At 68.4% G+C, this 23,651-nt stretch carries 19 protein-coding genes and 2 tRNA genes; 5 read left to right on the top strand and 16 right to left on the bottom strand.

Annotated features, from left to right (window positions below; all coding sequences use genetic code 11):
• Nucleotides 1-2: 2 nt before the first annotated feature.
• From mrdA to OG897_RS07125, 7 genes are all read right to left on the bottom strand, one after another.
• Nucleotides 3-2,228, bottom strand: coding sequence for a penicillin-binding protein 2 (mrdA, locus tag OG897_RS07155; protein ID WP_266653948.1), 2,226 nt, complete (start codon nucleotides 2,226-2,228; stop codon nucleotides 3-5).
• Nucleotides 2,225-2,884 carry a rod shape-determining protein MreD gene (gene mreD, locus OG897_RS07150; RefSeq protein WP_266656633.1) on the bottom strand — a complete coding sequence of 220 codons (660 nt, stop codon included), beginning with the start codon at nucleotides 2,882-2,884 and terminating at the stop codon, nucleotides 2,225-2,227. The genes mrdA and mreD overlap by 4 nt, the downstream gene beginning before the upstream one ends.
• A gap of 19 nt (nucleotides 2,885-2,903) precedes the next feature.
• Entirely contained in the window at nucleotides 2,904-3,935 is a 1,032-nt protein-coding gene (gene mreC, locus OG897_RS07145; protein WP_266653946.1) for a rod shape-determining protein MreC, read from the bottom strand.
• A 148-nt stretch (nucleotides 3,936-4,083) separates the two neighbouring features.
• The gene (locus OG897_RS07140; protein ID WP_185026424.1) at nucleotides 4,084-5,103 is read right to left on the bottom strand and encodes a rod shape-determining protein; all 1,020 of its coding nucleotides are present in this window, start codon (nucleotides 5,101-5,103) and stop codon (nucleotides 4,084-4,086) included.
• A 352-nt stretch (nucleotides 5,104-5,455) separates the two neighbouring features.
• On the bottom strand, nucleotides 5,456-5,869 hold the full coding sequence (gene ndk / locus OG897_RS07135) for a nucleoside-diphosphate kinase (RefSeq protein ID WP_266653943.1): 414 nt from the start codon (nucleotides 5,867-5,869) through the stop codon (nucleotides 5,456-5,458).
• Nucleotides 5,870-5,991: 122 nt separating this feature from the next.
• The gene (locus tag OG897_RS07130; RefSeq protein WP_266653942.1) at nucleotides 5,992-6,345 is read right to left on the bottom strand and encodes a DUF4233 domain-containing protein; all 354 of its coding nucleotides are present in this window, start codon (nucleotides 6,343-6,345) and stop codon (nucleotides 5,992-5,994) included.
• A 9-nt stretch (nucleotides 6,346-6,354) separates the two neighbouring features.
• On the bottom strand, nucleotides 6,355-7,869 hold the full coding sequence (locus tag OG897_RS07125; protein WP_266653941.1) for a folylpolyglutamate synthase/dihydrofolate synthase family protein: 1,515 nt from the start codon (nucleotides 7,867-7,869) through the stop codon (nucleotides 6,355-6,357).
• A gap of 130 nt (nucleotides 7,870-7,999) precedes the next feature.
• Here OG897_RS07125 and OG897_RS07120 point away from each other — a divergent pair, with 130 nt between their 5' ends.
• A complete protein-coding gene (locus OG897_RS07120) occupies nucleotides 8,000-9,061 on the top strand; it encodes a rod shape-determining protein (RefSeq protein WP_323187996.1) in 1,062 nt (353 codons plus the stop codon).
• A 78-nt stretch (nucleotides 9,062-9,139) separates the two neighbouring features.
• Here the strand turns inward: OG897_RS07120 and OG897_RS07115 are convergent, their stop codons facing one another.
• Together OG897_RS07115 and OG897_RS07110 are read right to left on the bottom strand one after the other, a co-directional pair.
• Nucleotides 9,140-10,294 (bottom strand): sensor histidine kinase, encoded by a 1,155-nt coding sequence (locus OG897_RS07115; protein ID WP_266653940.1) that lies wholly within the window; start codon nucleotides 10,292-10,294, stop codon nucleotides 9,140-9,142.
• Between the two features lie 156 nt (nucleotides 10,295-10,450).
• Nucleotides 10,451-13,072: a valine--tRNA ligase gene (locus tag OG897_RS07110; protein ID WP_266653939.1), complete on the bottom strand. Its 2,622-nt coding sequence runs from the start codon at nucleotides 13,070-13,072 to the stop codon at nucleotides 10,451-10,453.
• Nucleotides 13,073-13,210: 138 nt separating this feature from the next.
• Here OG897_RS07110 and OG897_RS07105 point away from each other — a divergent pair, with 138 nt between their 5' ends.
• Entirely contained in the window at nucleotides 13,211-14,182 is a 972-nt protein-coding gene (locus OG897_RS07105) for a hypothetical protein (RefSeq protein ID WP_266653938.1), read from the top strand.
• A gap of 77 nt (nucleotides 14,183-14,259) precedes the next feature.
• Here OG897_RS07105 and clpX read toward each other — a convergent pair whose 3' ends face one another.
• The 5 genes from clpX to OG897_RS07080 all read right to left on the bottom strand — a co-directional run bounded on the left by clpX (nucleotide 14,260) and on the right by OG897_RS07080 (nucleotide 19,027).
• A complete protein-coding gene (gene clpX / locus OG897_RS07100) occupies nucleotides 14,260-15,555 on the bottom strand; it encodes an ATP-dependent Clp protease ATP-binding subunit ClpX (RefSeq protein ID WP_266653937.1) in 1,296 nt (431 codons plus the stop codon).
• A 168-nt stretch (nucleotides 15,556-15,723) separates the two neighbouring features.
• A complete protein-coding gene (locus tag OG897_RS07095) occupies nucleotides 15,724-16,404 on the bottom strand; it encodes an ATP-dependent Clp protease proteolytic subunit (RefSeq protein WP_323187995.1) in 681 nt (226 codons plus the stop codon).
• 48 nt (nucleotides 16,405-16,452) lie between these two features.
• Nucleotides 16,453-17,058, bottom strand: a complete 606-nt coding sequence (locus tag OG897_RS07090) for an ATP-dependent Clp protease proteolytic subunit (protein WP_266656629.1) — start codon at nucleotides 17,056-17,058, stop codon at nucleotides 16,453-16,455.
• 298 nt (nucleotides 17,059-17,356) lie between these two features.
• Complete coding sequence (gene tig, locus OG897_RS07085) at nucleotides 17,357-18,754, bottom strand: trigger factor (protein ID WP_266653935.1); 1,398 nt, start codon at nucleotides 18,752-18,754, stop codon at nucleotides 17,357-17,359.
• A 196-nt stretch (nucleotides 18,755-18,950) separates the two neighbouring features.
• Nucleotides 18,951-19,027, bottom strand: a tRNA-Pro gene (locus OG897_RS07080).
• Nucleotides 19,028-19,171: 144 nt separating this feature from the next.
• Here OG897_RS07080 and OG897_RS07075 point away from each other — a divergent pair.
• Nucleotides 19,172-19,245: transfer RNA gene (locus OG897_RS07075), tRNA-Gly, on the top strand.
• 159 nt (nucleotides 19,246-19,404) lie between these two features.
• Here the strand turns inward: OG897_RS07075 and OG897_RS07070 are convergent.
• Nucleotides 19,405-19,599: a hypothetical protein gene (locus tag OG897_RS07070; protein ID WP_266653934.1), complete on the bottom strand. Its 195-nt coding sequence runs from the start codon at nucleotides 19,597-19,599 to the stop codon at nucleotides 19,405-19,407.
• Nucleotides 19,600-19,934: 335 nt separating this feature from the next.
• On the opposite strand from OG897_RS07070, the gene OG897_RS07065 reads away from it, so the two are divergent.
• A complete protein-coding gene (locus tag OG897_RS07065; protein WP_266653933.1) occupies nucleotides 19,935-20,975 on the top strand; it encodes an acyltransferase family protein in 1,041 nt (346 codons plus the stop codon).
• Between the two features lie 87 nt (nucleotides 20,976-21,062).
• Here the strand turns inward: OG897_RS07065 and OG897_RS07060 are convergent, their stop codons facing one another.
• Nucleotides 21,063-22,205: a PP2C family protein-serine/threonine phosphatase gene (locus tag OG897_RS07060; RefSeq protein WP_266653932.1), complete on the bottom strand. Its 1,143-nt coding sequence runs from the start codon at nucleotides 22,203-22,205 to the stop codon at nucleotides 21,063-21,065.
• A 107-nt stretch (nucleotides 22,206-22,312) separates the two neighbouring features.
• On the opposite strand from OG897_RS07060, the gene OG897_RS07055 reads away from it, so the two are divergent.
• On the top strand, nucleotides 22,313-23,575 hold the full coding sequence (locus tag OG897_RS07055; protein ID WP_266653930.1) for a GNAT family N-acetyltransferase: 1,263 nt from the start codon (nucleotides 22,313-22,315) through the stop codon (nucleotides 23,573-23,575).
• The last annotated feature ends 76 nt before the right edge of the window (nucleotides 23,576-23,651 follow it).

The raw sequence follows: 23,651 nt of genomic DNA, 5'->3' as shown, positions 1-23,651 counted from the left end.
GGTCAGTCACCCACCCTCTGGATGCCGGTGCCTCGGGCGCCCGGGTTGCCGCCGCCCCTGCCGCCGGTGTTGGCGGGCGGCGGGCCCGCGACGCCGACCGGTTCGACGGGCTCGTCGGGCACGGGGACGTACGGCTTGATGTCGGGTGCGTCGATGGAGCCGTCCGCCTCGATCTTCGGGAGGTTCTTCTGGGGCTCGGGCAGGAGTGCCTTCTTCGGGTCGAACTTGCCGTCCTTGTCGAGCCCGTAGAGCGCGTTGTAGATCTTCCGGACGGCAGGTCCCGAGGCGCCGGAGCCGGTGCCGCCCTGCGCGATCGTCATGACGATCGAGTAGTCCTTGGTGTACGTGGCGAACCATGAGGTCGTCTGCTTGCCGTAGACCTCGGCGGTACCCGTCTTGGCGTGCATCGGGATCTTGTCCTGGGGCCAGCCCTGGAACCTCCAGGCGGCGGTGCCCCGGGTGGCGACTCCCGCGAGGGCTTCGTCTATCAACTTGTGCGTGCTCGCGTTCATCGGAAGCCGGCCCTGCGTCTTCGGCTTGATCTCCGTGACCTTCTTGCCGTCGGCGCTGACGACGGCCTTGCCGACGGAGGGGGTGTGGATGGTGCCGCCGTTGGCGATGCTCGCGTAGATCGACGCCATCTGTATGGGGGTGACGAGGGTGTCGCCCTGTCCGATGGAGTAGTTGACGGAGTCACCCGCGCGCATCTGGTTGCCGTCGATGCAGTTCTCGAAGGCGATCTTCTCGACGAAGCTGCCGTCCTTCTTGCCCTGCTTGCACCAGGCGTCCTTGTTGGCCGACCAGAACCGCTGCTTCCACTGGCGGTCGGGGACGCGTCCGCTGACCTCGTTGGGGAGGTCGATTCCGGTCTCCTTGCCGAGGCCGAACTGGTGGGCCGTCTTGTAGAACCAGTCCTTGGCGTTCTTCTTCGGCTTGGTGCCGCCGTCGCGCTGCCACTGCTGGTGCGCGAGGGCGTAGTAGACGGTGTCGCAGGAGACTTCGAGTGCGCCGCCGAGGCTGATGTTGCCGTGGCCCTTGGACTCGTAGTTGGTGAAGGTCTGACCGCCGATGGAGTACGAGCTGGGGCAGGGGTAGCTGCCGTTGAAGTCGTATCCGGCGTTGACGGCGGCGGTCGTCGGGATGACCTTGAAGATGGAGCCGGGGGCGGCCTGCGCCTGGATGGCCCGGTTGAGGAGGGGGAAGTTGGAGTCCTTGCCGGTGAGGGCGGCGTAGTCCTTGCCGGAGATGCCGCCGACCCAGGCGTTGGGGTCGTAGGTGGGGTTGGACGCCATCGCCACGACGCGGCCGGTCTTGGCCTCCATGACGACGACGGCGCCCGCGTCGGCCTTGTAGTTGGTGTTGGTGTTCTTGTCGAAGCCCTTGCGGGCTTCCTTCATCGCGTCGAGGAGCTCGTACTCGGCGACGGCCTGGACGCGGGCGTCGATGCTGGTGACGACGTTCGCACCGGGCTCCGCCTTGTCGGCCTTGGCGCGGCCGATGACGCGGCCCAGGTTGTCGACCTCGTAGCGGGTGACGCCCGCCTTGCCGCGCAGTTCCTTGTCGTACGTGCGCTCCAGGCCGGAGCGCCCGACCTGGTCGGAGCGGAGGTACGGGGAGTCGCTGTCCTTGGCCTTCTCGATCTCGGCGTCGGTGACGGGCGACAGGTAGCCGAGCACCTGCGCGGTGTTCGCCTTGCCGGGGGCGGCGTAGCGGCGCACGGCGGTGGGTTCGGCGGTGATGCCGGGGAAGTCCTCGGCGCGTTCACGGATCTGGAGGGCCTGCTGGGTGGTGGCCTTGTTGGTGACCGGGATCGGCTGGTAGGGCGAGCCGTTCCAGCAGGGTTGGGGGGTCTTGGAGTCGCAGAGGCGCACCTTGTCGGTGACGTCCTTGGCCTTCATGTCGAGGACGTCGGCGAGCCGGGTGAGGACGGCTTTGCCGTCGTCCTTCATCTTCATCAGCTCGGTGCGGGACGCGGAGACGACGAGCTTGGTCTCGTTGTCGGCGAGCGGGACGCCGCGGGCGTCGAGGATGGAGCCTCGCACGGCGGGCTGGACGACTTGCTGGACGTGGTTGTTCTTCGCCTCGTCGGTGTACTCCTGGCCGTTGCGGATCTGGAGGTACCAGAGGCGTCCGCCGAGGGTCAGCAGGAGGGAGAAGACGAGGATCTGGAGGACGATCAGCCGGATGGTGACGCGGGGGGTCCTGCCGGTCTCGGGGATGTTGCTCACAGGCGCTTCACTCCCTTGATGCGTCCGGCGCGCTGGGCTCGGTTGCGGGCGGCGCGCAGCCGCAGGCCGCCCTTCTGCTCGCCGATGCGCAGTCCGGTGCCTCCCGCGAGCCAGCCGGAGGAGACGTCGGAGGAGGAGGATTCGGAGAGGGGGTCGTTCTCGGCGCGGCGGGCGAGCGCCATGATGCCGGGGACGACGAAGGGTGCGAGGAGCAGGTCGTACAGGGCCGCGGTGAACAGCAGTCCGCCGAGGCCCACGTGGCGGGCGGCGGTGTCGCCGACGAGGGCGCCCACTCCCGCGTACAGGAGGGTGGAGCCGAGGGCCGCGGCGACGACGACCAGCATGGGGGCCGTCGCGGAGCGGAGCTTGCCGTTCTCGGGCTTGACGAGGCCCGCGAGGTAGCCGATGACGCACAGGACGAGGGCGTAGCGGCCTGCGGCGTGGTCAGCGGGTGGGGCGAGGTCGGCGAGGAGGCCCGCGAAGAAGCCGATGAGGGCCCCGCTGACGTGTCCGTAGACGAAGGCGAGTCCGAGGACGACGAGGAGGGTGAGGTCGGGCACGGCGCCGGGGAGCTGGAGTCTGGCGAGGACGGTGACCTGGACGACCAGGGCGACGACCACCAGGGTGGCGGAGAGCAGAATCCGGTTGAAGCGCATCAGGTTCTTCAGCTCCTGGTCACTGGTCGGCGGCGTTGCCGTCGGCAGCACCGTCGCCGTTGTTGTTTCCGTTGCCGTTGTTATTGCCGTTGTTATTGCCGTTGCCGTTGCCGTTGTTGGCAGCGCCACCGTTGTTCTCACCGACAGGGGGCTTCGGTGTCACGGTGACGGTGACCGTGGGGGCGGGCTTGGGCTTGTTCGGCAGGACGGTGTCGCGGGGGTCGGTGCGGGGGGCCGCGACGACGACGCCGACGATGTCGAGCTTGGTGAAGCCGACGTACGGACGGACGTAGACGGTACGGGTGAGGTCGCCGCCGGAGGGGTCGACGCGGACCACCTCGCCGACGGGGACGCCCGGCACGAAGGGCTTCGCGGCGCGCGAGCCGAAGGTCACCAGGCGGTCGCCGGGCTTGACCTTGGCCTTGCCGTTGAGGAACTGGACGCTGAGCGGGCGGTCGCCCTGTCCGGTCGCGAAGCCGAGCTCGTCGGTCTTCTCCATGCGGGTGCCGACGGTGAACTTGGTGTCGTTGGCGAGCAGCACGGTGGAGGTGTTGGGGCCGACGGTGGTGACCCGGCCGACGAGTCCGTCCGCGTTGACGACGGTCATGTCGCGCTTGATGCCGTCGTTGCTGCCGACGTCGATGGTGACGGTCCAGGAGAAGCCCTGGGCCGCTCCTATGGCGATGACTTCGGCGCCCTTGATGCCGTACTGTCCGGCGCCCGCCTTCTTCAGCATGCCGTCGAGCTGGCGCACGCGGCTCTGGTTGCGGTCGTCGCTGCCCAGGCGCAGCTTCAGTTCCTGGTTGTCCCGTTCCAGCGCTTTGAGCTGGTCGTGGTCGTCACCTGACTTGCGTACGGCGCCGATCGCGTTGCCGATCGGGTCGACGGCGGTGGCGACGCCCTTCTCCACCGGTCCGAAGACGGCGGCGGCGGCCTGCCTGGCTCCGTCGACGGGTGACTGTTCGCCGCCGCGGATGTCGACCGTGATCAGCGCGAACGCTACGGCGATCAGCAGCACCAGGAGCAGCCGGCTCTCTCGTGTGTCCCTCACGTGCGGCGGCCGTGCCTTCCTCGTCGGAAAAATGCGTATGCGTGTATATCAACGATCCGCCGCACGGGACGACAGGCCCCGTACGGCGGATTCTTCGGCAGCGCCCGGGGCCGGCAGGTGGCTCCCGGACGCTGTTTCCTCGTCCTTGCTATCTGCGGGGCTGGGCGTCCAGCACTTGCTGGAGCGCCTCGAACTCCTCGACGCACTTGCCGGATCCGAGCGCGACGGAGTCGAGCGGGTCCTCGGCGATGTGGATCGGCATGCCGGTCTCGCGGCGCAGGCGCTCGTCGAGGCCGCGGAGCAGGGCGCCGCCGCCGGTGAGGACGATGCCTCGGTCCATGACGTCGCCGGAGAGCTCCGGAGGGCACTTGTCGAGCGTCGTCTTGACGGCGTCGACGATCGCGTTGACCGGCTCCTCGATGGCCTTGCGGACCTCGGCGGCGGAGATCACGACGGTCTTCGGCAGACCGGACACGAGGTCACGGCCGCGGATCTCGGTGTGCTCGTCCTTGTCGAGGTCGTACGCCGAACCGATGGTGATCTTGATCTGTTCGGCGGTCCGCTCCCCGAGGAGGAGGGAGTACTCCTTCTTGATGTGCTGGATGATCGCGTTGTCCAGCTCGTCGCCCGCGACGCGGATCGACTGTGCCGTGACGATTCCTCCGAGCGAGATCACGGCGACCTCGGTGGTGCCGCCGCCGATGTCCACGACCATGTTGCCGGTGGCCTCGTGGACGGGCAGGCCGGAGCCGATGGCGGCGGCCATGGGTTCCTCGATGATGTGCACCTGGCGGGCGCCCGCCTGGGTGGACGCCTCGATGACGGCGCGGCGCTCCACTCCGGTGATGCCGGAGGGCACGCAGACCACGACGCGGGGGCGGGCCAGGTAGCGGCGCTTGTGGATCTTCAGGATGAAGTAGCGGAGCATCCGCTCGGTGATCTCGAAGTCGGCGATCACGCCGTCCTTCAGGGGCCGTACGGCAACGATGTTGCCCGGCGTACGGCCGATCATCTTCTTCGCCTCGGAGCCGACGGCGAGGATGCCGCCGGTGTTGGTGTTGATGGCGACGACGGAGGGCTCGTTGAGCACGATGCCCTTACCCCTGACGTACACCAGCGTGTTGGCGGTCCCGAGGTCGACAGCCATATCACGGCCGATGAACGACATTGGTTCCCTCTTCTTCCCCATGAGGATGCGTCGGGCCTTCCCGATTGGAGCGTTCGATGGCTTGTATCGGTAGGCGAAGTGGGTGGTGCGCTGAATGGTGTGGGCGCGGTGACTTCCATCGTAGTGCCGCATGTGCGGTCACCGCGCGAGGGTCCTTCGCCATTGTGAGCGGAACACATACCCGTCTCACCCATGGTGACGCTGTGTCGGAGGGATGCGTTCCCTCCGACGGGGCGCATATACCGAAGGGCGACCGAATTACTTCGGTCGCCCCAGGCAGGAGGCGCTGTTTGGCTGACATTCAGTCAGAAAGCGCCTGAGTCTCTACGGAGTCCGTACGGTTTCTCTACGGTCAGACGAGACCCGGGAAGAACAGCTTCAGCTCGCGCTCGGCGGACTCCTCGGAGTCCGAGGCGTGGATGAGGTTCTCGCGGACGATGGTGCCGAAGTCGCCCCGAATGGACCCCGGAGCCGCGGCAATCGGGTCGGTCGGACCGGCCAGCTGGCGTACGCCCTCGATGACGCGCTCGCCCTCGACGACGAGGGCGACGATCGGGCCCGAGGACATGAAGGCGACGAGCGGCTCGTAGAAGGGCTTGCCCTTGTGCTCACCGTAGTGCGCCTCCAGGGTGTCCTGGTCCAGGCTGCGCAGCTCCAGCGCGCCGATCGTCCAGTTGGCCTTGCGCTCGATGCGGCCGATGACCTCGCCGATCAGTCCGCGGCGGACGGCGTCGGGCTTGAGCAGGACGAGGGTGCGCTGGGTCACGGTGCGGGCTCCTTGAGTGCGGCGGTACGGATGCGGTGGTCCGCAGATTACAGGGCCGAACGGGGGACCTGTCACGCAGCGTCAGGTCCGCCCGGTCGCCCTGTCGGCTTCGCCGCGCGTCCTCACGCGCCGGACGGGCTGGAGGTGTCCTGGGCCGCCCACCGGGCCTTCGCCTCGTCGATCTTGCGCCCGTAGTGGATCGACGCCCACCACAGACCGCCGAAGACCAGACCGAGGAAGAACATCACCGGGACCCAGAAACCGCTCACCACGAGCCCGACCTGGAGCGCCCAGCCGAGCTGGAGCCCGCCGGGGCGCGTGATCATTCCGCAGAGGAGGACGGAGAGCAGCATCGCGATGCCGCACACCGTCCAGACCGTGGCCATCGACAGGTCCTCGGACTTCATCGCGACGAGTCCCGCGAAGCCGATCACGAAGAACTCGCCGATGAGAGTGGAAGCACAGAGCGTACGCATGGACGGATCTCAGCTCCTTCCCAGCAGCAGCCGGGCCTCTCCGACGGTGATGACCGATCCGGTGACGAGGACTCCGCCGCCGGAGAACTCGCCGTCTTCCTCGGCGAGGGTGATGGCTTCCTCGATGGCGTCGTCGAGACGGGCCTCGACCTGGACGCGATCGTCGCCGAAGACCTCGACGGCGATGGCGGCCAGTTCGTCGACGTCCATGGAGCGCGGGGTGGAGTTACGGGTGACGACGATCTCGGCGAAGATCGGCTCGAAGGCTTCGAGGAGCCCCCGTACGTCCTTGTCGCCGCTCGCGGCGACCACACCGATCAGCCGGCTGAAGCTGAACGCCTCGCTGACCGCCTCCGCGGCGGCCCGCGCCCCCGCCGGGTTGTGCGCGGCGTCCAGGACGACGGTGGGGCTGCGTCGGACGACCTCCATGCGGCCGGGCGAGGTGACCGAGGCGAAAGCCTTGCGGATGGTGTCGAGGTCGAGGGTGCGGGCGTGGTCGGCACCGATGCCGAAGAAGGCTTCGACGGCGGCGAGCGCGACGGCCGCGTTGTGCGCCTGGTGCGCCCCGTGCAGGGGGAGGAAGATCTGCTCGTACTCTCCGCCGAGTCCGCGCAGGGTGACCAGCTGGCCGCCGACGGCGATCTCGCGGGCGACGACGCCGAACTCCATGCCCTCGCGGGCCACCGTGGCGTCCACGCCGACGGCCTTCTTCAGCATGACCTGCGCCGCGTCGACGGGCTGCTGGGCGAGGACGACGGTGGCGTCCTGCTTGATGATCCCGGACTTCTCGGTCGCGATCTCGGCGGTTGTGGTGCCGAGGCGGTCCGTGTGGTCGAGGGAGATCGGGGTGACGACGGCGACGGCCGCGTCGATGACGTTGGTGGCATCCCAGGTGCCGCCCATGCCGACCTCGACGACGGCCACGTCGACGGGTGCGTCGGCGAAGGCCGCGTACGCCATGCCGGTCATGACCTCGAAGAAGGAGAGCCGGTAGTCCTGCGACGTGTCGACCATGTCGACGTACGGCTTGATGTCCTGGTACGTCTCCACGAAGCGCTCGGCGCTGATCGGGACGCCGTCCAGGCTGATGCGCTCGGTGATCGACTGCACGTGCGGGCTGGTGTAGCGGCCCGTGCGCAGCTCGAAGGCGCCGAAGAGGGCCTCGATCATGCGGGCGGTGCTGGTCTTGCCGTTGGTGCCGGTGATGTGGATCGAGGGGTACGCCTTCTGGGGCTCGCCCAGTACGTCCATGAGTGCCGCGATGCGGGTCACCGAGGGTTCGAGTTTGGTCTCGCCCCAGCGGCCCGCGAGTTCGGTCTCGACCTCGCGCAGCGCCCTGTCCACCTCCGGGTCGGCGGGCCGGGAGGGCACCGCGTCACCGGCGGGTGCGCCGCCGTGGGTGCGCAGGGTGCGGCTGCCCGCCTCGATGACGGCGAGGTCGGGATCGCGATCGGTCTCGGCCGCCACGATTTCTTCGAAGGCGTGGTCGTCGGGCTGGTCGTCGTGCTGGGGGAGGTCACTCACACCGCCAGTCTACGGAGGGGGTACGACAACGGCCGACAGGACCTTCGGCCCCTCCCCCTCGGGACCTTTTATCCCTTCCATACCGAACGGGTGTGTGACCCTGGTAGATCACGATTCGGGAGGTTATCGAGTGAGCGACGAGACCACGCAGGCCCCTGCGCGCATCCGCGGCGGCCGCACCAGCCGCGACATAGGCATCGACCTGGGTACGGCGAACACACTGGTGTACATGCGGGGGCACGGCATCGTCCTCAACGAGCCCTCCGTGGTGGCGGTGAAGGCGGGTTCGACGACAGCACTGGCCGTCGGCGCCGAGGCCAAGGAGACCATCGGCCGCACCCCCGGTTCGATCACCGCGATCCGCCCCCTGCGCGACGGTGTGATCAGCGACTACGAGGCGGCCGAGGAGATGATCCGGCACTTCGTCCGCAAGGCGGTGCCGGGGCGCTGGACCCGCACCCGCATGGTGGTGTGCGTACCCAGCGGTGTGACGCCCGTGGAGCGCCGGGCCATCGTGCACGCGGCGAACCGGGCGGGTGCGCGTGCCGTGCACCTCATCGAGGAGCCCATGGCGGCGGCGATCGGGGCCGGGCTGCCGGTGTCGTCCGCGCGCGGCTCCATGGTGGTGGACATCGGCGGCGGTACGACCGAGGTCGCCGTGATCTCGCTGGGCGGCATCGTGACCGCCCAGTCGCTGCGGGTGGGCGGCGACCGGATGGACGCCGCGATCACCGACTACGTGCGCAAGGAGCACCAGTTGCTCATCGGCGAGCGCACCGCCGAGGACATCAAGGTGGCGATCGGCTCGGCGTGGCCGGTGCCCGACGACCCGGCGCTGGAGATGCGGGCGTTCACGATACGCGGGCGGCAGAAGGTGGGCGGTCTGCCGATGACCCTCGACCTGTCGGTGTCCGAGGTGCGTACGGCTCTGAACGAACCCGTCGAGGCGATCATCGCGGCGGTGCGCACCACCTTGGAGGAGTGCCCGCCGGAGCTGTCCGGCGACATCATGGAGCACGGCATCGTGCTGACCGGCGGCGGCGCCCTGCTGCCCGGCCTGGATCTTCGGATCGCGGCGGCGACCGGCATCCCGGTGCACGTCGCGGACAATCCGCTGGACTGTGTGGCGATCGGCTCCGGCAAGTGCGTGGAGGACTTCGACAACCTCCAGAAACTTCTGAAGGCGAGCTGAGCAAGCGCTCAAAGAGTTGAGCGGTTGCTTAAAACATTGAGCGGTTGCTCGAAGAGTCGGGCAACCGCTCAACAGGAGCTAGACCCCGGCGGGGAGCACCGCGAGGACGCGGTACTTCCCGTCGTGGAGACCCGCCTCCAGGGTGCCGCCCATGGACTCCACCCGCTCCCCCATGGAGAACGTGCCGGTGCCCGCGGACACGGGTTGCTTGGCGGGGGCGGTGTTGGGCAGGTCGTTGCACACCTCGATGCGCAGGTGGACACCGTCGAGGGTGATCCGCACCCGGACCTCCTGGCCCGGTGCGTGCTTGACGGCGTTCGTCAGACACTCCTGCACGACCCGGTAGACGGCCGCCTGCCGCAGCGGCGACAGGGCACCCGCCCGTCCGTCGATGTCGAGGACCACTCGACTGCCCGCCTGTTCCCCCTCGCTCGCGAGGACGGCGAGCCCGTCGATGCCGGGTGTGGCGTCCTTCTCGCGGGCGCGCTGCACGATGATCTCGTTGAGGATGCGGTGCGCCTTGCGGGCCGTGTCGGAGAGCTCGTCGAAGTCCTTCTGATGGGCCTCGCCCCGCGCCCGTACGGCCAGCACCTCGGCCCGTACGGCGAGCAGCGTCAGCTCGCGCCCCACGAAGTCGTGCACGTCCCGCGCGACCGACAGCCGCTCCTGCTGCACGGCCTGGAGGGCCGCCGTGCGCCCCCGCTGGACCTCCAGCTCCCGTACGAGGTCCTGCCGGTACCCGGCGACGCCGACACCGGCCGCGAGCACGCCGATGGGCACGACGAGGCTCAGGAACTCCATCAGGGTGTCCGCCTGCTGCTCGGGCCAGCCCGGCATCAGGAACATGACGTACGCGAAGAGCCCGTACCCCAGTGTCGCGACGATCGCGGCGGCCCTGCCCCGGTAGCGGCCCACCGAGTACAGGGCGAACTGGATCAGGGTGAGTTCGTGCAGCCAGCCGAGGAAGCCGAGCGCTATGACGTACGGAATCCAGGGTGCGCGCCGGCGCAGCAGCAGCGAGCTCGCGCCCACAGCGAGGACGGCGGCGGCGGAGATCCCGTTGAGGGCGTTGTCCGCCTCGGCGAGCCCGGGGACGTCCAGCAGCATCAGGGCGAAGCAGATCAGCGGGATGAGCAGGTCCAGGGCGCGCCTGTCGACCGTGCGGCCTTCCAGCCAGTGACGGCCCGCCGCCCAGGCCCGGTGGGCCGCAGAGGCGGTGGGCTTGTCGTGCATACGCTCCATAATGCAGGGCCTTTCGCCCTGGTTGGTCGGACTTCTGTCCCGTTGTGCGTGATATGCGGCACTCGTCAGGGTGCATCAGACAGGGTGCACGACGCAGGGGCCCCGCACCACTCGGTGCGGGGCCCCTGCGTCGCGTATCGCTTGTGCCTACTGGGCGGGCAGGGCCTCGATCTGCGCGGTGATGCGCGCGATGTCGGCCTCGGCCTTGCTCAGGCGGCCGCGGATCTTGTCCACGACGTTGTCGGGGGCCTTCGCGAGGAATGCCTCGTTGCCGAGCTTGGCGTTCGCCTGGACGACCTCCTTCTTGGCGGCCTCCAGGTCTTTGGTGAGGCGCTTGCGCTCGGCGGCGACGTCGATGGTGCCGGAGAGGTCCAGGGCGACCGTGGCACCGGCGACGGGCAGCGAGGCGGTGGCGTGGAAGCCCTCGCCGGGAGCCGTCAGGCGCAGGAGCTGGCGGATGGCGGCCTCGTGCGGGGCGAGAGCCGTACCGTCCAGGGAGAGCTCGGCCGGGACCTTCTGGCCGGGCTGGAGGCCCTGGTCGGAGCGGAACCGGCGGACCTCGGTGACGACCTGCTGGACGAGCTCGATCTCCTGCTCGGCGCCCGCGTCGCGGAAACCGGAGTCCTTCGGCCAGTCGGCGATCACGAGGGACTCGCCGCCCGTGAGGGTCGTCCAGAGCGTCTCGGTGACGAACGGGACGACCGGGTGCAGCAGACGCAGGGTGACGTCCAGGACCTCGCCGAGGACCCGGGCGGAGACCTTCGCCTGCTCGCCCTCCGCGAAGAACGTCGTCTTGGACAGCTCGACGTACCAGTCGAAGACCTCGTCCCACGCGAAGTGGAAGAGGGCGTCGGACAGCTTGGCGAACTGGTAGTCGTCGTAGAGCGCGTCGATCTGCGCGACGACGGTGTTGAGGCGGGACAGGATCCAGCGGTCGGTCGCCGTCATCTGCTCGGGGGCCGGAAGCTCGCCCTCGACGGTCGCGCCGTTCATCAGGGCGAAGCGGGTCGCGTTCCAGATCTTGTTGGCGAAGTTCCGCGAGCCCTGGACCCAGTCCTCGCCGATCGGGACGTCGACGCCCGGGTTGGCGCCGCGGGCCAGGGTGAAGCGGACGGCGTCGGAGCCGTACTTGTCCATCCAGTCCAGCGGGTTGACGACGTTGCCCTTGGACTTCGACATCTTCTTGCCGGTCTCGTCGCGGACCATGCCGTGGAAGGCGATGGTGCGGAACGGGACGTCACCCATGGCGTACAGGCCGAACATCATCATCCGGGCGACCCAGAAGAACATCAGGTCGTAGCCGGTGACCAGGACGGAGTTCGGATAGAACTTCTCCAGCGACTCGGTCTGCTCCGGCCAGCCCATGGTCGAGAAAGGCCACAGGCCGGAGGAGAACCACGTGTCGAGGACGTCGGTGTCCTGGTGCCAGCCCTCGCCCGTGGGCGCTTGGTCGTTCGGGCCGACGCAGACCATCTCGCCGTTCGGACCGTGCCAGACGGGGATGCGGTGGCCCCACCACAGCTGGCGCGAGATGCACCAGTCGTTGAGGTTGTCGACCCAGTCGAAGTAGCGCGGGGTCAGCTCGGCGGGGTGGATGTTGACGCGGCCGTCGCGGACGGCGTCACCGGCGGCCTTGGCGAGCGTCTCGACCTTGACCCACCACTGCATCGACAGGCGCGGCTCCAGCGTGGTCTTGCAGCGGGAGCAGTGGCCGACGGAGTGGACGTACGGGCGCTTCTCGGCGACGATCCGGCCCTCGGCGCGCAGGGCGGCGACGATCGCGGAACGGGCCTCGAAGCGGTCCAGTCCCTGGAAGGGGCCGGGCGTGAGGATGATGCCGCGCTCGTCGAGGACCTGGATGGTCTCCAGGTCGTGACGCTGGCCGATGGCGAAGTCGTTCGGGTCGTGCGCCGGGGTCACCTTGACGGCGCCCGTGCCGAACTCCGGGTCGACGTGCGTGTCGGCGACGACGGGGATGCTGCGGTCGGTGAGCGGCAGCTTGATCTTCTTGCCGATGAGGCGGGCGTAGCGCTCGTCGTCGGGGTGGACGGCGACGGCGGTGTCGCCGAGCATCGTCTCGGCGCGGGTCGTGGCGACGACGATGGTGTCCTCGCCGTCGCCGTACTTCATGGAGACGAGCTCGCCGTCGTCGTCCTGGTAGTCGACCTCGATGTCGGAGATGGCCGTCAGGCAGCGCGGGCACCAGTTGATGATGCGCTCGGCGCGGTAGATCAGGCCGTCGTCGTACATCTTCTTGAAGATGGTCTGGACGGAGATCGACAGGCCCTCGTCCATGGTGAAGCGCTCGCGGTCCCAGGCGACGCCGTCGCCGAGGCGGCGCATCTGGCCGGAGATCTGGCCGCCGGACTCTTCCTTCCACTGCCAGACGCGCTCGACGAACGCCTCCCGGCCGAGGTCGTGGCGGGACTTGCCGTCCTTGGCGAGTTCACGCTCGACGACGTTCTGGGTGGCGATGCCCGCGTGGTCCATGCCCGGCTGCCACAGCGTCTCGAAGCCCTGCATGCGCTTGCGGCGGGTGAGGGCGTCGATCAGCGTGTGCTCGAAGGCGTGGCCCAGGTGCAGGCTGCCGGTGACGTTCGGCGGGGGGATGACGACGGTGTACGCGGGCTTGTCGCTCTTCGCGTCGGCGGTGAAGTAACCGCGTTCCACCCAGCGCTCGTACAGCGGCCCCTCTACGGCGGCCGGCGTGTAGGTCGTCGGCAATTCAGAGGTGGCTGCGGGCTGCGGAGTCTGAGAGTTCTCGGTCACGCCGCCAGTTTACGGGCCCGGGGCCACCGCTTCGAAACGCGTTTCTTTGGTAACAGTGCGGCCCCCGGGAGCCGTCCCGTCCCACCCGTCCGACAGGATGTTCGGGACGCATAAGCATCTGGAGGGGGAACCCGGCACATGAGTTACAACCAGCCCGGCCCGTACGGCGGCCAGCAGCCGCAGCAGCCGAACCCGTACGGCGGCCAGCCCGGCCCCTACGGCCAGCAGCCGCCGCAGGGCCAGCCTGGTTACGGCTACCCGCAGCAGGCACCGCCGCCGCAGGGCTACGGCTACCCGCAGCAGCCCCAGCAGCCGAACCCGTACGGGGCTCAGCCCCAGCAGCCCCCGTACGGCCAGCAGCCTCCCTACGGCCAGCCGCCGCAGGACCCGTACGGCCAGCAGCCGTACCCCGGTGGCCCGGAGCCGAAGAAAAAGAAGACCGGCCTGATCGTGGGCCTCGCGGTGGTCGTCCTGGCGGCGGCGGGTGCGGGCGCGTACTTCGCGTTCTTCCGGGGCATCTCGGACGACGGCCCGCACAAGCTGGTCGCTCAGGAGAAGGTGTTCGGCGGCACGTACACACAGGCGAAGAAGTCCGACGGGACGTCGAAGGACGACAAGTCCTTGCAGGAGTTCACCGCGGCGGGCGTCGCCAACCCGCAGCTGGTGGGCATGACCTACACGGACATCGACCTGTCCAAGGTGAGCCCGACGGACCCCAGCTCGCTCGAAAAGCTGAAGAAGGTCAAGTCCGTGAGCTTCAACGGTGCCTACGGCAAGATCAGTGACCCCGAGAAGGCGCTCGACAACTTCTTCGCCAAGCTGAAGGCCGACGCCGACAAGGCCACCGCCGAGAAGAAGGACGACGCCAAGCTTCTGGGCAGCCCGCAGGACTTCAGCCCGAGCTCGCTCGACAACGCCCTCATGCGGTGCCAGGCAATCCAGGGCAAGGACGTGCGGACCAAGGCCCTGGTCACGACCAACATCTGCGTCTGGGCCGACTACAGCACCCTCGCGGGAGGCTCCGCCAGCGCGGCCCAGCAGCCGCTGAGCATGGAGGAGACCGCGGAGCAGATCGCCAAGCTCCGCAACGACGTCCGCGTCAAGCAGTAGCGCCCGGCAACACGCAGGAGGGCCCGCCCAGTGGATTCCACCGGGCGGGCCCTCCTGCGTACGTACAGAAAGGGAACCTACGCCGACTTCTCGTGACGCCCGTCGGTCTTGCCGATGATCCGCGGCTCGCGCGGCACCAGTGTCGGGTTCACGTTGGAGTGGACGACCTCCTCGGTGATGACCACGCGGGCGACGTCCTTGCGGGACGGCACCTCGTACATCACCGACTGGAGGACCTCCTCCATGATGGCGCGCAGACCGCGCGCGCCCGTGCCGCGCAGGATCGCCTGGTCGGCGATGGCCTCCAGGGCGGGGAGGTCGAAGTCCAGCTCGACGCCGTCGAGTTCGAAGAGGCGCTGGTACTGCTTCACCAGGGCGTTGCGCGGCTCGACCAGGATCTTGAGGAGTGCTTCGCGGTCCAGGTTGTGGACGGAGGTGATGACGGGGAGACGGCCGATGAATTCGGGGATCATCCCGAACTTCACCAGGTCCTCCGGCATGATCTCCGAGAACTGGTCGCTCGCCTGGATCTCCCGCTTGGAGCGGATCGTCGCGCCGAAGCCGATGCCCTTGGCACCCGCCCGCGACTCGATGATCTTCTCCAGGCCCGAGAAGGCGCCGCCCACGATGAACAGCACGTTCGTCGTGTCGATCTGGATGAACTCCTGGTGCGGGTGCTTGCGCCCGCCCTGCGGCGGCACCGAGGCGGTGGTGCCTTCGAGGATCTTCAGGAGGGCTTGCTGGACGCCTTCGCCGGATACGTCGCGCGTGATCGACGGGTTCTCGCTCTTGCGGGCGACCTTGTCGATCTCGTCGATGTAGATGATCCCGGTCTCGGCCTTCTTGACGTCGTAGTCGGCCGCCTGGATCAGCTTCAGGAGGATGTTCTCGACGTCCTCGCCGACGTAACCGGCCTCGGTGAGGGCGGTGGCGTCCGCGATGGCGAACGGGACGTTCAGCATGCGCGCCAGGGTCTGCGCGAGCAGCGTCTTGCCGGAGCCGGTCGGGCCGAGCAGCAGGATGTTGGACTTCGCGAGCTCGATCGCGTCCTCGCGGCTGGCGCCGCCGCCGTTCTCACCGGCCTGGACGCGCTTGTAGTGGTTGTAGACCGCTACGGAGAGGGCCTTCTTCGCGGGCTCCTGCCCGACGACGTACCCCTCCAGGAACTCGTAGATCTCGCGAGGCTTGGGGAGTTCCTCCCAGCGGACCTCGCTGGTCTCGGCGAGCTCCTCCTCGATGATCTCGTTGCAGAGATCGATGCACTCGTCGCAGATGTACACACCGGGACCTGCGATGAGCTTCTTCACCTGCTTCTGGCTCTTTCCGCAGAACGAGCACTTGAGCAGGTCTCCGCCGTCACCGATGCGTGCCACGAGGTGAATCCCCTTCGCCTGGGAGTTGCCGGGTGCAGCGACTCCTGGTGCCTCAATCTTCGACGGTACCTTGCCTGACCCCCCGTTCGGGCCCCCCTTGGCACGGTTCACGAGGACGTGCACGGTGCCAAGGGGTGGGCAGGACCCGTTACTTCACGGTAGAGGCCGTCAGGCCGCAGCCGACGCCGTGCTCTTGCGCGTGGAGACGATCTGGTCGACGAGGCCGTACGCGAGGGCGTCGTCCGCCGTGAGGATCTTGTCGCGCTCGATGTCGTCGCGGATCTTCTCGATCGGCGTCGTGGAGTGCTTCGCGAGCAGGTCCTCCAGCTGGGTCCGCATGCGCAGGATCTCCCGGGCGGCGATCTCCAGGTCGGAGAGCTGCTCGCGGCCGGTCTGCGAGGACGGCTGGTGGATCAGCACGCGGGCGTTGGGGAGCGCCATGCGCTTGCCCGGCGTACCGGCGGCCAGCAGGACGGCGGCGGCGGAGGCCGCCTGGCCCATGCAGACCGTCTGGATGTCGGGCTTCACGAACTGCATCGTGTCGTAGATCGCGGTGAGCGCCGTGAAGGAGCCGCCGGGCGAGTTGATGTAGATCGAGATGTCGCGGTCGGGGTCCATCGACTCCAGGCACAGGAGCTGCGCCATGACGTCGTTGGCGGACGCGTCGTCGATCTGCACGCCGAGGAAGATCACGCGCTCCTCGAAGAGCTTCGCGTACGGGTCGTACTCGCGCACGCCCTGCGAGGTGCGCTCGACGAAGCGCGGGACGATGTAGCGGTTGTCCACCTGCGGGCCCGTGTACAGGCCGTTGTCAGGGGCGGAGAAGTTGCTCATATGGGTGTTCACCATCCTGGTGGCGTCTCTGGGGCAGGGTTACGGAGCAGTGACAGACGGGGTTCAGGCCCCGGTGCCGCCGCCGCCCGGAACACCCGAAGCAGCGGAGATGATCTCGTCGATGAGGCCGTATTCCTTGGCCTCCTCGGCGGTGTACCAGCGGTCGCGGTCGCCGTCGCGGATGATCGTCTCGACGGTCTGGCCGGAGTGCTGGGCGGTGATCTCCGCCATGCGGTTCTTGGTACGGAGGAGGTACTCGGCCTGGATCTTGATGTCCGAGGCCGTACCACCGATGCCGGCCGAGCCCTGGTGCATCAGGATGTCGGTGTTCGGCAGTGCGAAGCGCTTGCCCGCGGCGCCGCCGGTCAGCAGGAACTGGCCCATGGAGGCCGCCATTCCCATGCCGATCGTCACGACGTCGTTCGGGATGTACTGCATGGTGTCGTAGACGGCCATGCCAGCCGTGACGGAACCGCCGGGGCTGTTGATGTAGAGGTAGATGTCCTTCTCCGGCTCGGCGGCCAGGAGGAGCAGCTGCGCCGTGATCTTGTTGGCGATGTCGTCGTCGACCTGCTGGCCGAGGAAGATGATGCGCTCGCCCAGAAGTCGGCTGTAGACCTGGTCGCCGAGGCCTCCACCGAGGGACGGCTCGCCGGCGGCGTAGGGCATCAGATTCGTCACGTATTCCACCTGCTCGTCTCTGACGGCTCCGGCCGTCTCAGCGTCTTTGTACGGGGGGTCGGGCATCCCACCCAACCCGCCTACTCATGGACCCTAACGCGCAGGTAGGACAACGCCATCCCGCTTCCTGAACTGTTCGCTGGGAGCGCAAGGTGGTGGGTTCAGGTGTACGGGCCCGTGCGAGCGGGGCGCGGGCGGCTGTGCGCGTGCCGCGGGAGTACGGCGACGGGCCCGGCCGCAGCGAGTGCGTCCGGGCCCGTCGTCGTAACTCGGGAACTACTGAGGCTTACTTGGCCTCGGCGACGTCCTTGACCTCGGCGTCGTCGGCCTCGGCGGCGGCGTCGGCGTCGACCGTCTCGGCGGCCTCGTCCTCGTCGTCGTCGAGCTCGACGAGCTCACCGTTGGTGTCCTTGACCGTGGCGGCCTCGACGACGACCGCGAGGGCCTTGCCGCGGGCGACCTCGCCGACGAGCATCGGGACCTGGCCGCCCTCGACGACGGCCTGGGCGAACTGGTCGGGGGACATGCCGGAGGACTGCGCGCGACGCATGAGGTGCTCGGTGAGCTCCTCCTGGTTCACGTTCAGCTTCTCCTTGTTGACCAGCTCGTCGAGGATGAACTGGGTCTTGATGCCCTTGATCGCCTGCTCGGCGGTCTCGGCGTCGAACTCTTCCTCGGTCTTGCCCTGGATCTCCAGGTACTTCGCGAGGTCGAGGCCCATCTGACCGAGCTGGTGGTGCTCCAGGTTGTGCTTGCGGGTCTTGACCTCGTCCGCGAGGAGGTTCTCGGGGATCGGGACCTCGACGAGCTCGATGAGCTTGTCGAGCACGCGCTCCTGGGCCTGGGTGGCCTGGTCGTACTGCTTCATGTTCTCAAGGCGCTTGCGGCTGTCGGCGCGCAGCTCCTCCAGGGTGTCGAACTCCGACGCCATCTGGGCGAACTCGTCGTCCAGCTCGGGAAGTTCGCGGGCGGCGACGGCGGACACCTTCACGGTGACCTCCGCGTCCTTGCCCTCGGCGGAGCCGCCCTTGAGCTGGGAGGTGAAGGTGGCTTCGCCACCGGCCTCCAGGCCCTTGACGGCGTCGTCGATGCCTTCGAGCAGCTCGCCGGAACCGATGGTGTACGAGACACCCTCGGCCACGCCGTCCTCCAGGACCTCGCCGTCGACCTTGGCCTCCAGGTCGATCGTGACGACGTCGCCGTCTTCGGCGGCGCGCTCCACCGGTTTGGTGGTGGCGAAGCGACCACGCAGGTCCTCGACAGCCTTGTCGACGTCCTCGTCGGAGACGGTGACGGCGTCAACCTCGACCTCGATGCCGGAGTAGTCCGGGATCTCGATCGTCGGGCGGATGTCGACCTCGGCGGTGAAGGCCAGCAATTCGCCGTCCTTCAGCTCCGTGATGTCGACCTCGGGCTGACCCAGCGGGTTCAGCTCACCCTCGTTGACGGCCTCGGTGTAGAACTTCGGGAGGGCGTCGTTGACGGCCTCCTCCAGAACAGCGCCACGGCCGAACCGCTGGTCGATGACTCGGTTCGGGATCTTCCCCTTGCGGAAGCCCTTCACCGTGACCTGCTGGTTGATCTTCTTGTACGCCGCGTCGAGGCTGTCCTTGAGCTCCTCGAAGGGCACCTCGATGCTGAGCCGAACCCGGGTCGGGTTCAGGGTCTCCACGGCGCTCTTCACGGTTCGGTCTCCTTGGTGGCTGACTTCTGGGGGTTCTGCCGAACCGCTTCAGTGGGGCGGTCCTGCTGATCGAGCCCGGTACATCAGACACACGGGCACGCAGCTTGCATAGTAACGGCAAGCGGACGTGCTCCCACAATGCGATCTTGTGGGTGGACCTGGGACGGCCGCCGGACGGCCTGAAGCAGGATTGTGCTGGTCGGGGTGGCCGGATTCGAACCGACGACCTTCCGCTCCCAAAGCGGACGCGCTACCAAGCTGCGCCACACCCCGTCGGTGCGACACGTAGGGTACATGCCCCGGGGCACTGCGTCGGCCGCTTTACCGGCTCGTGGATACGGGGTGTGCGTCGATGCGCCCCGACCCGCTACAGTGCTGTCCGTACCCCGGTCGCTTCGGCGGCCGAACGGTGCGTGTGCGGGCGTAGCTCAATGGTAGAGCCCTAGTCTTCCAAACTAGCTACGCGGGTTCGATTCCCGTCGCCCGCTCCAGACAGCCTTCGGCCCGGTGAGTTCGCTCGCCGGGCCGGAGGTTTTTTCGCGTGCGGTCGTCTTCTTCAACGGGTTCTCATGGTTCTCAGCTGTTGGTGCTCACCTGTTGGTTCTCAGCTGTCGGTTCTCAACCGTTGGTTCTCAGCTGTGCGCCGGGCTTCAGAAGCTGATGGAGTTGAGGGTGCTGGCTATCGAGTTCAGGAAGCGCTGGATGTCGTCCGCCATGCCGGTGGAGGCGAGGAAGAAGCCGAAAAGCATCGCTACGACAGCGGGTCCCAGCTTGAGCGAGCCGCCTCGTATCAACACCACGAGGACGACTGCCAACAACAGCACCACTGACAGTGAAATGGCCACAACTGATCACACCCTTGGTCGGTCCGCCTTGCCGGCCCGGGGACTCACAGCCCAGTGCTTCCCCCGCTAGGCCATCGTGCCACCAACACCCCATCGCTGACTGCGGGGTGACACACAGTGGGACGGCCACGATGGCCGGATCAAGGCGTGATCTTGCCGCCGCAGTGGTGTAGGTGACACAAGAGGGTGACGTGCGACGGGTGACGTGTGTGCGGCGCGGGACTAGGGTGCCTCAAATGTCTCCGACTCCTCAGACACAACAGAGGGTCCCTCTTCCGCAGGTGCGGGAGCCGGTCCCCCCACTCGCCCCCGTAGGGGGTCCAGGGCGGAGACCGGTGGCGAAAGCCGCGCGGGGACAGGGGGGTGAGGGGCGCGACGCCTATTTCGACAACGCGAAGTACCTCGCGATCGTGCTGGTCGCTGTGGGGCACTCGTGGCCGCTCGTGCTCTCCGGGAGCAGGACCACCGAGACCCTGTACATGTGGGTGTACGTGTTCCACATGCCGGCGTTCATTCTGATCTCCGGCTACTTCTCGCGCTCCTTCGACATGAAGCCGCGGAAACTGATGCGGCTTGTTTCGAGCGTTGTCGTTCCGTATGTGGTCTTCCAGACGGCGTACGCGGTGTTCTTCGGCGTCATGGGGGACGAACGGGTCCCGGTGCGGATGCTGTCGCCGTGGTTCCTGATGTGGTTCCTGATGGCGCTGTTCTTCTGGCGGCTGCTGACGCCCTTGTTCATGGCGGTGCGGTGGCCGGTGACGCTCGCGCTGCTGCTGGCGGCGGGCGCTTCCGCCGTGCCGGGGATCAGCGAGCAGCTGTCGGCGCAGCGGATCCTTCAGTTCCTGCCGTTCTTCGTGCTGGGGCTGCGGCTGCGTCCCGAGCACTTCCGGCTGGTGCAGCGGTGGTCGGTGCGGTGGGCTTCGATTCCGGTGTGTGCGGTGTCGATGGCGTTCCTGTACTGGGTGGTGCCGCACGTCCAACTGGACTGGGTGTACCGCAACCACGCGTCGCAGGACATGGGCCAGCCGTGGTGGGTGGGGATGCTGATGACGTTCGCGATGTTCGCGGCGGCGCTGGTGCTGACCGCGTGCTTCCTGGCGTGGGTACCGAGGCGGCGCATGTGGTTCACCACGCTGGGCGCGGGGACGATCGGCGGATACCTGCTGCACGGTTTCGTGGTCCGGTACGCCGAATACGCGGGCTGGGCGGAGAAGTTCGGCCTGAACACCCCCCTGGGGAGGGTCGTGGTGACGGTGGGTGCCGTCGCCCTGGTGACGGTGCTGTGTACTCCTGTCGTACGCAAGGTGCTGAAGCCGGTGACGGAGCCCGATCTGGGGTGGGCGTTCCGGAAGGAGCCGAAGGACGTCAGCCGGTGAAGAGCGGCCGGCCGACGAGGTGGTACGGGGTGAGGGCGGTCAGGAGGATGCCCGGCGTGGCGTACAGGGTGGTCGCGGCGGGGTGTGTCAGTCGCGGCACAGGAGCAGCAGGGCGCGGTCGTCGTTGACGTCCTTGGCGACCGCTTCGATGAGGTGCCAGGCGGCACCCTCGAAGCCCGCCGCGACATAGCGGTCGGCCTCGCCGGTGAGGCGGTCGACGCCCTCGCTGATGTCCCGGCCGGGGGCCTCCACCAGGCCGTCCGTGAAGAGCATCAGGACGTCACCGGGGGCCAGTACGCCCTTGCCGGGGTCGAACTCCGCGCCGTCGTACACCCCCAGGAGGGGGCCCTCGCCGGACTTCTCCTCCCAGCGTCCGCTGCCCGCGTGCAGCTGGAGGGCGGGGAGGTGGCCCGCGGAGAGGAGTTCGTACTCCCCCGTCTCCAGGTCGAGGACCAGATGGATGGAGGTCGCGAAGCCCTCGTCCCAGTTCTGGCGCAGGAGGTAGCCGTTGGCGGCGGGCAGGAAGTCGTGCGGCGGGAGGGAGCCGAGGAGGCCGCCGAAGGCACCGGAGAGCAGCAGGGCGCGGGAGCCCGCGTCCATGCCCTTGCCGGAGACGTCGGTGAGGACGACTTCGAGGGTGCGCCCTCCGTTGGTGCGGGCGGCGACGACGAAGTCCCCGGAGAAGGACTGACCACCCGCAGGGCGCAGTGCCATCTCCCGGTGCCAGCCCTTGGGGAGCTGTGGCAGGGCGCTCTGCACGCGGATGCGTTCGCGCAGGTCGAAGAGCATCGTGCCGCCGCGTCTCCACGGCACGCCGACCCGGGCCCTGAACTGGGCGATGACCAGGCCGAAGAAGCCGCAGGCTGCGACGGTCAGGACGGTGCCGGGGGTGACGCGCGCAGGGCCCTGTGTGTACGGGCCGAGCACGACGGACTCGACGATCAGGGCGGTCGCCGCAGCCGCGTACAGGCCCAGCAGACTGGCCGGGCGGAGCAGCAGTCCGCCCGCGACGATCGGCAGGACGAGCATGGACGGCGCGCACCAGACCGGCAGCACGATCGTGCCGAAGGCGATGGCCGGGACGGTGAGCAGGAGGGCGGCCAGCGCGATCCAGTCGGAGCCGTCGCCGCGGAAGTAGTCGACGCCGGAGCGGCGCAGCCCGTTGCGGACCCGGTGTGCGGACTTCCGCCACCGGGCCGTGTACGAATCGACTCTCCGTGCCGCGCCCATTGTCGTGGACCCTATCCACCCTCACGGCTGCTTCGCAGGGGGACCCCCATGACATCGCGTTCGAAATGAGTGGCTTGTCATGACCGGCCACTGGTAGGGATGGGCATATGACGACGGAACTGCGAACGCTGACCCCGGCCGAGTGGGACACCTTCTACGCGACGCTCGAACGGGCCTTCGGGGTCACGGAGTCGAAGGAGGAGCGGGAGCTCTACCGCGACCTGACGGAGTTCGACCGCACGATCGGCGTGTGGGAGGGAGACCGGTGCATCGGCACCGCGGGCGCCTTCAGCTTCCGGCTGACGGTGCCCGGCGGGGCGTCGCTGCCGGTCGCCGGGGTGACCATGGTGAGCGTGGCCGCCACGCACCGGCGGCGCGGGGTGCTCACGTCGATGATGCGGCAGCAGCTGGACGACGTACGGGCGCGTGGCGAGGCCGTCGCGGTGCTCGTGGCGTCGGAGCCGGTGATCTACGGCCGGTTCGGGTACGGCGTGGGCACGTTCGAGATGCGGGCCGAGATCGACACCGCGCGGGTACGGATCGCCGTGCCCGAGGGAACGGACGACGTACGACTGCGGTACGCGTCGGTGAGCGACGCGGAGGTCCACCGCAGGTGCGAGGAGATCTACGCGCGGGCAGTAGCCGGGCGTCCCGGGATGCTGGCGCGTCAGCCGGGCTGGGAGCGGATGCCGGTGCTGGACCCGGAGAAGGACCGGGGCGGCGCGACGGCGCTCCAGTGTGTTCTGGCCGAGAACGCCGAGAACGCCGAGGACACGGACGGTACGGTGCTGGGCTTCGCCCGGTTCCGGGTGAAGCCGCAGTGGAGTGCGGCGGGGGCCGACGGGGTGGTGGTCCTGGAGGACCTGGAAGCGGTGGGGCCGAAGGCTCCGCAGGCCGCGGCGGCACTGTGGCGGTTCCTGTTCGACCTGGATCTCACGTCGAAGCTGACTGCCCGGAACCGCCCGTCGGACGACGCGTGGCTGCACCTGGTTTCGGACACGCGGCGCAGTTCCCTGGTGCTGCGGGACTCGATGCACGTACGGCTGGTGGACGTGGGGGCCGCGCTGGAGGGGCGGACCTACCGGACGCCGGTGGACGTGGTGTTCGAGGTGCAGGACGCCTTCTGCCCGTGGAACGAGGGGCGTTGGCGGCTGACCGGCGACGCGAAGGGCGCGGTGTGCGTACGGACGGCGGATCCGGCGGATCTGGCGCTGTCCGTGCGGGAGTTGGGGGCTGCCTACCTCGGTGGGGTCTCGCTGGCCTCGCTTGCGGCGGCGGGGCGGGTGCGGGAGCTGCGCGAGGGGGCGGTGGCGGAGGCTGCGGCGGCGTTCGGGTCGGATGTGGCGCCGTGGTTGCCGCATGGGTTCTGAGCGGGTGCTCCATGCGTTCTGGGCGGGTGCTCGATGCGCAGTGAGCGGGTGCTCAATTCGTTGGGGGCGGGTGCTC

The organism is Streptomyces sp. NBC_00237 (genome assembly GCF_026342435.1).
Taxonomy (GTDB): domain Bacteria; phylum Actinomycetota; class Actinomycetes; order Streptomycetales; family Streptomycetaceae; genus Streptomyces.
Note: the sequence above shows the minus strand (reverse complement) of the source record. Positions and strands in the feature narration are given on the sequence as shown.

Excerpts from the sequence above, each read along its gene's own strand:
- OG897_RS07105 (WP_266653938.1), top strand. The coding sequence starts at position 13,211 with ATGAGTTACAACCAGCCCGGCCCGTACGGCGGCCAGCAGCCGCAGCAG.
- OG897_RS07060 (WP_266653932.1), bottom strand. The coding sequence starts at position 22,205 with ATGGGCGCGGCACGGAGAGTCGATTCGTACACGGCCCGGTGGCGGAAG.
- OG897_RS07055 (WP_266653930.1), top strand. The coding sequence starts at position 22,313 with ATGACGACGGAACTGCGAACGCTGACCCCGGCCGAGTGGGACACCTTC.
- OG897_RS07130 (WP_266653942.1), bottom strand. The coding sequence starts at position 6,345 with ATGCGTACGCTCTGTGCTTCCACTCTCATCGGCGAGTTCTTCGTGATC.
- OG897_RS07090 (WP_266656629.1), bottom strand. The coding sequence starts at position 17,058 with ATGCCCTACGCCGCCGGCGAGCCGTCCCTCGGTGGAGGCCTCGGCGAC.
- OG897_RS07095 (WP_323187995.1), bottom strand. The coding sequence starts at position 16,404 with ATGGTGAACACCCATATGAGCAACTTCTCCGCCCCTGACAACGGCCTG.
- OG897_RS07140 (WP_185026424.1), bottom strand. The coding sequence starts at position 5,103 with ATGTCGTTCATCGGCCGTGATATGGCTGTCGACCTCGGGACCGCCAAC.
- mreD (WP_266656633.1), bottom strand. The coding sequence starts at position 2,884 with ATGCGCTTCAACCGGATTCTGCTCTCCGCCACCCTGGTGGTCGTCGCC.
- OG897_RS07115 (WP_266653940.1), bottom strand. The coding sequence starts at position 10,294 with ATGCACGACAAGCCCACCGCCTCTGCGGCCCACCGGGCCTGGGCGGCG.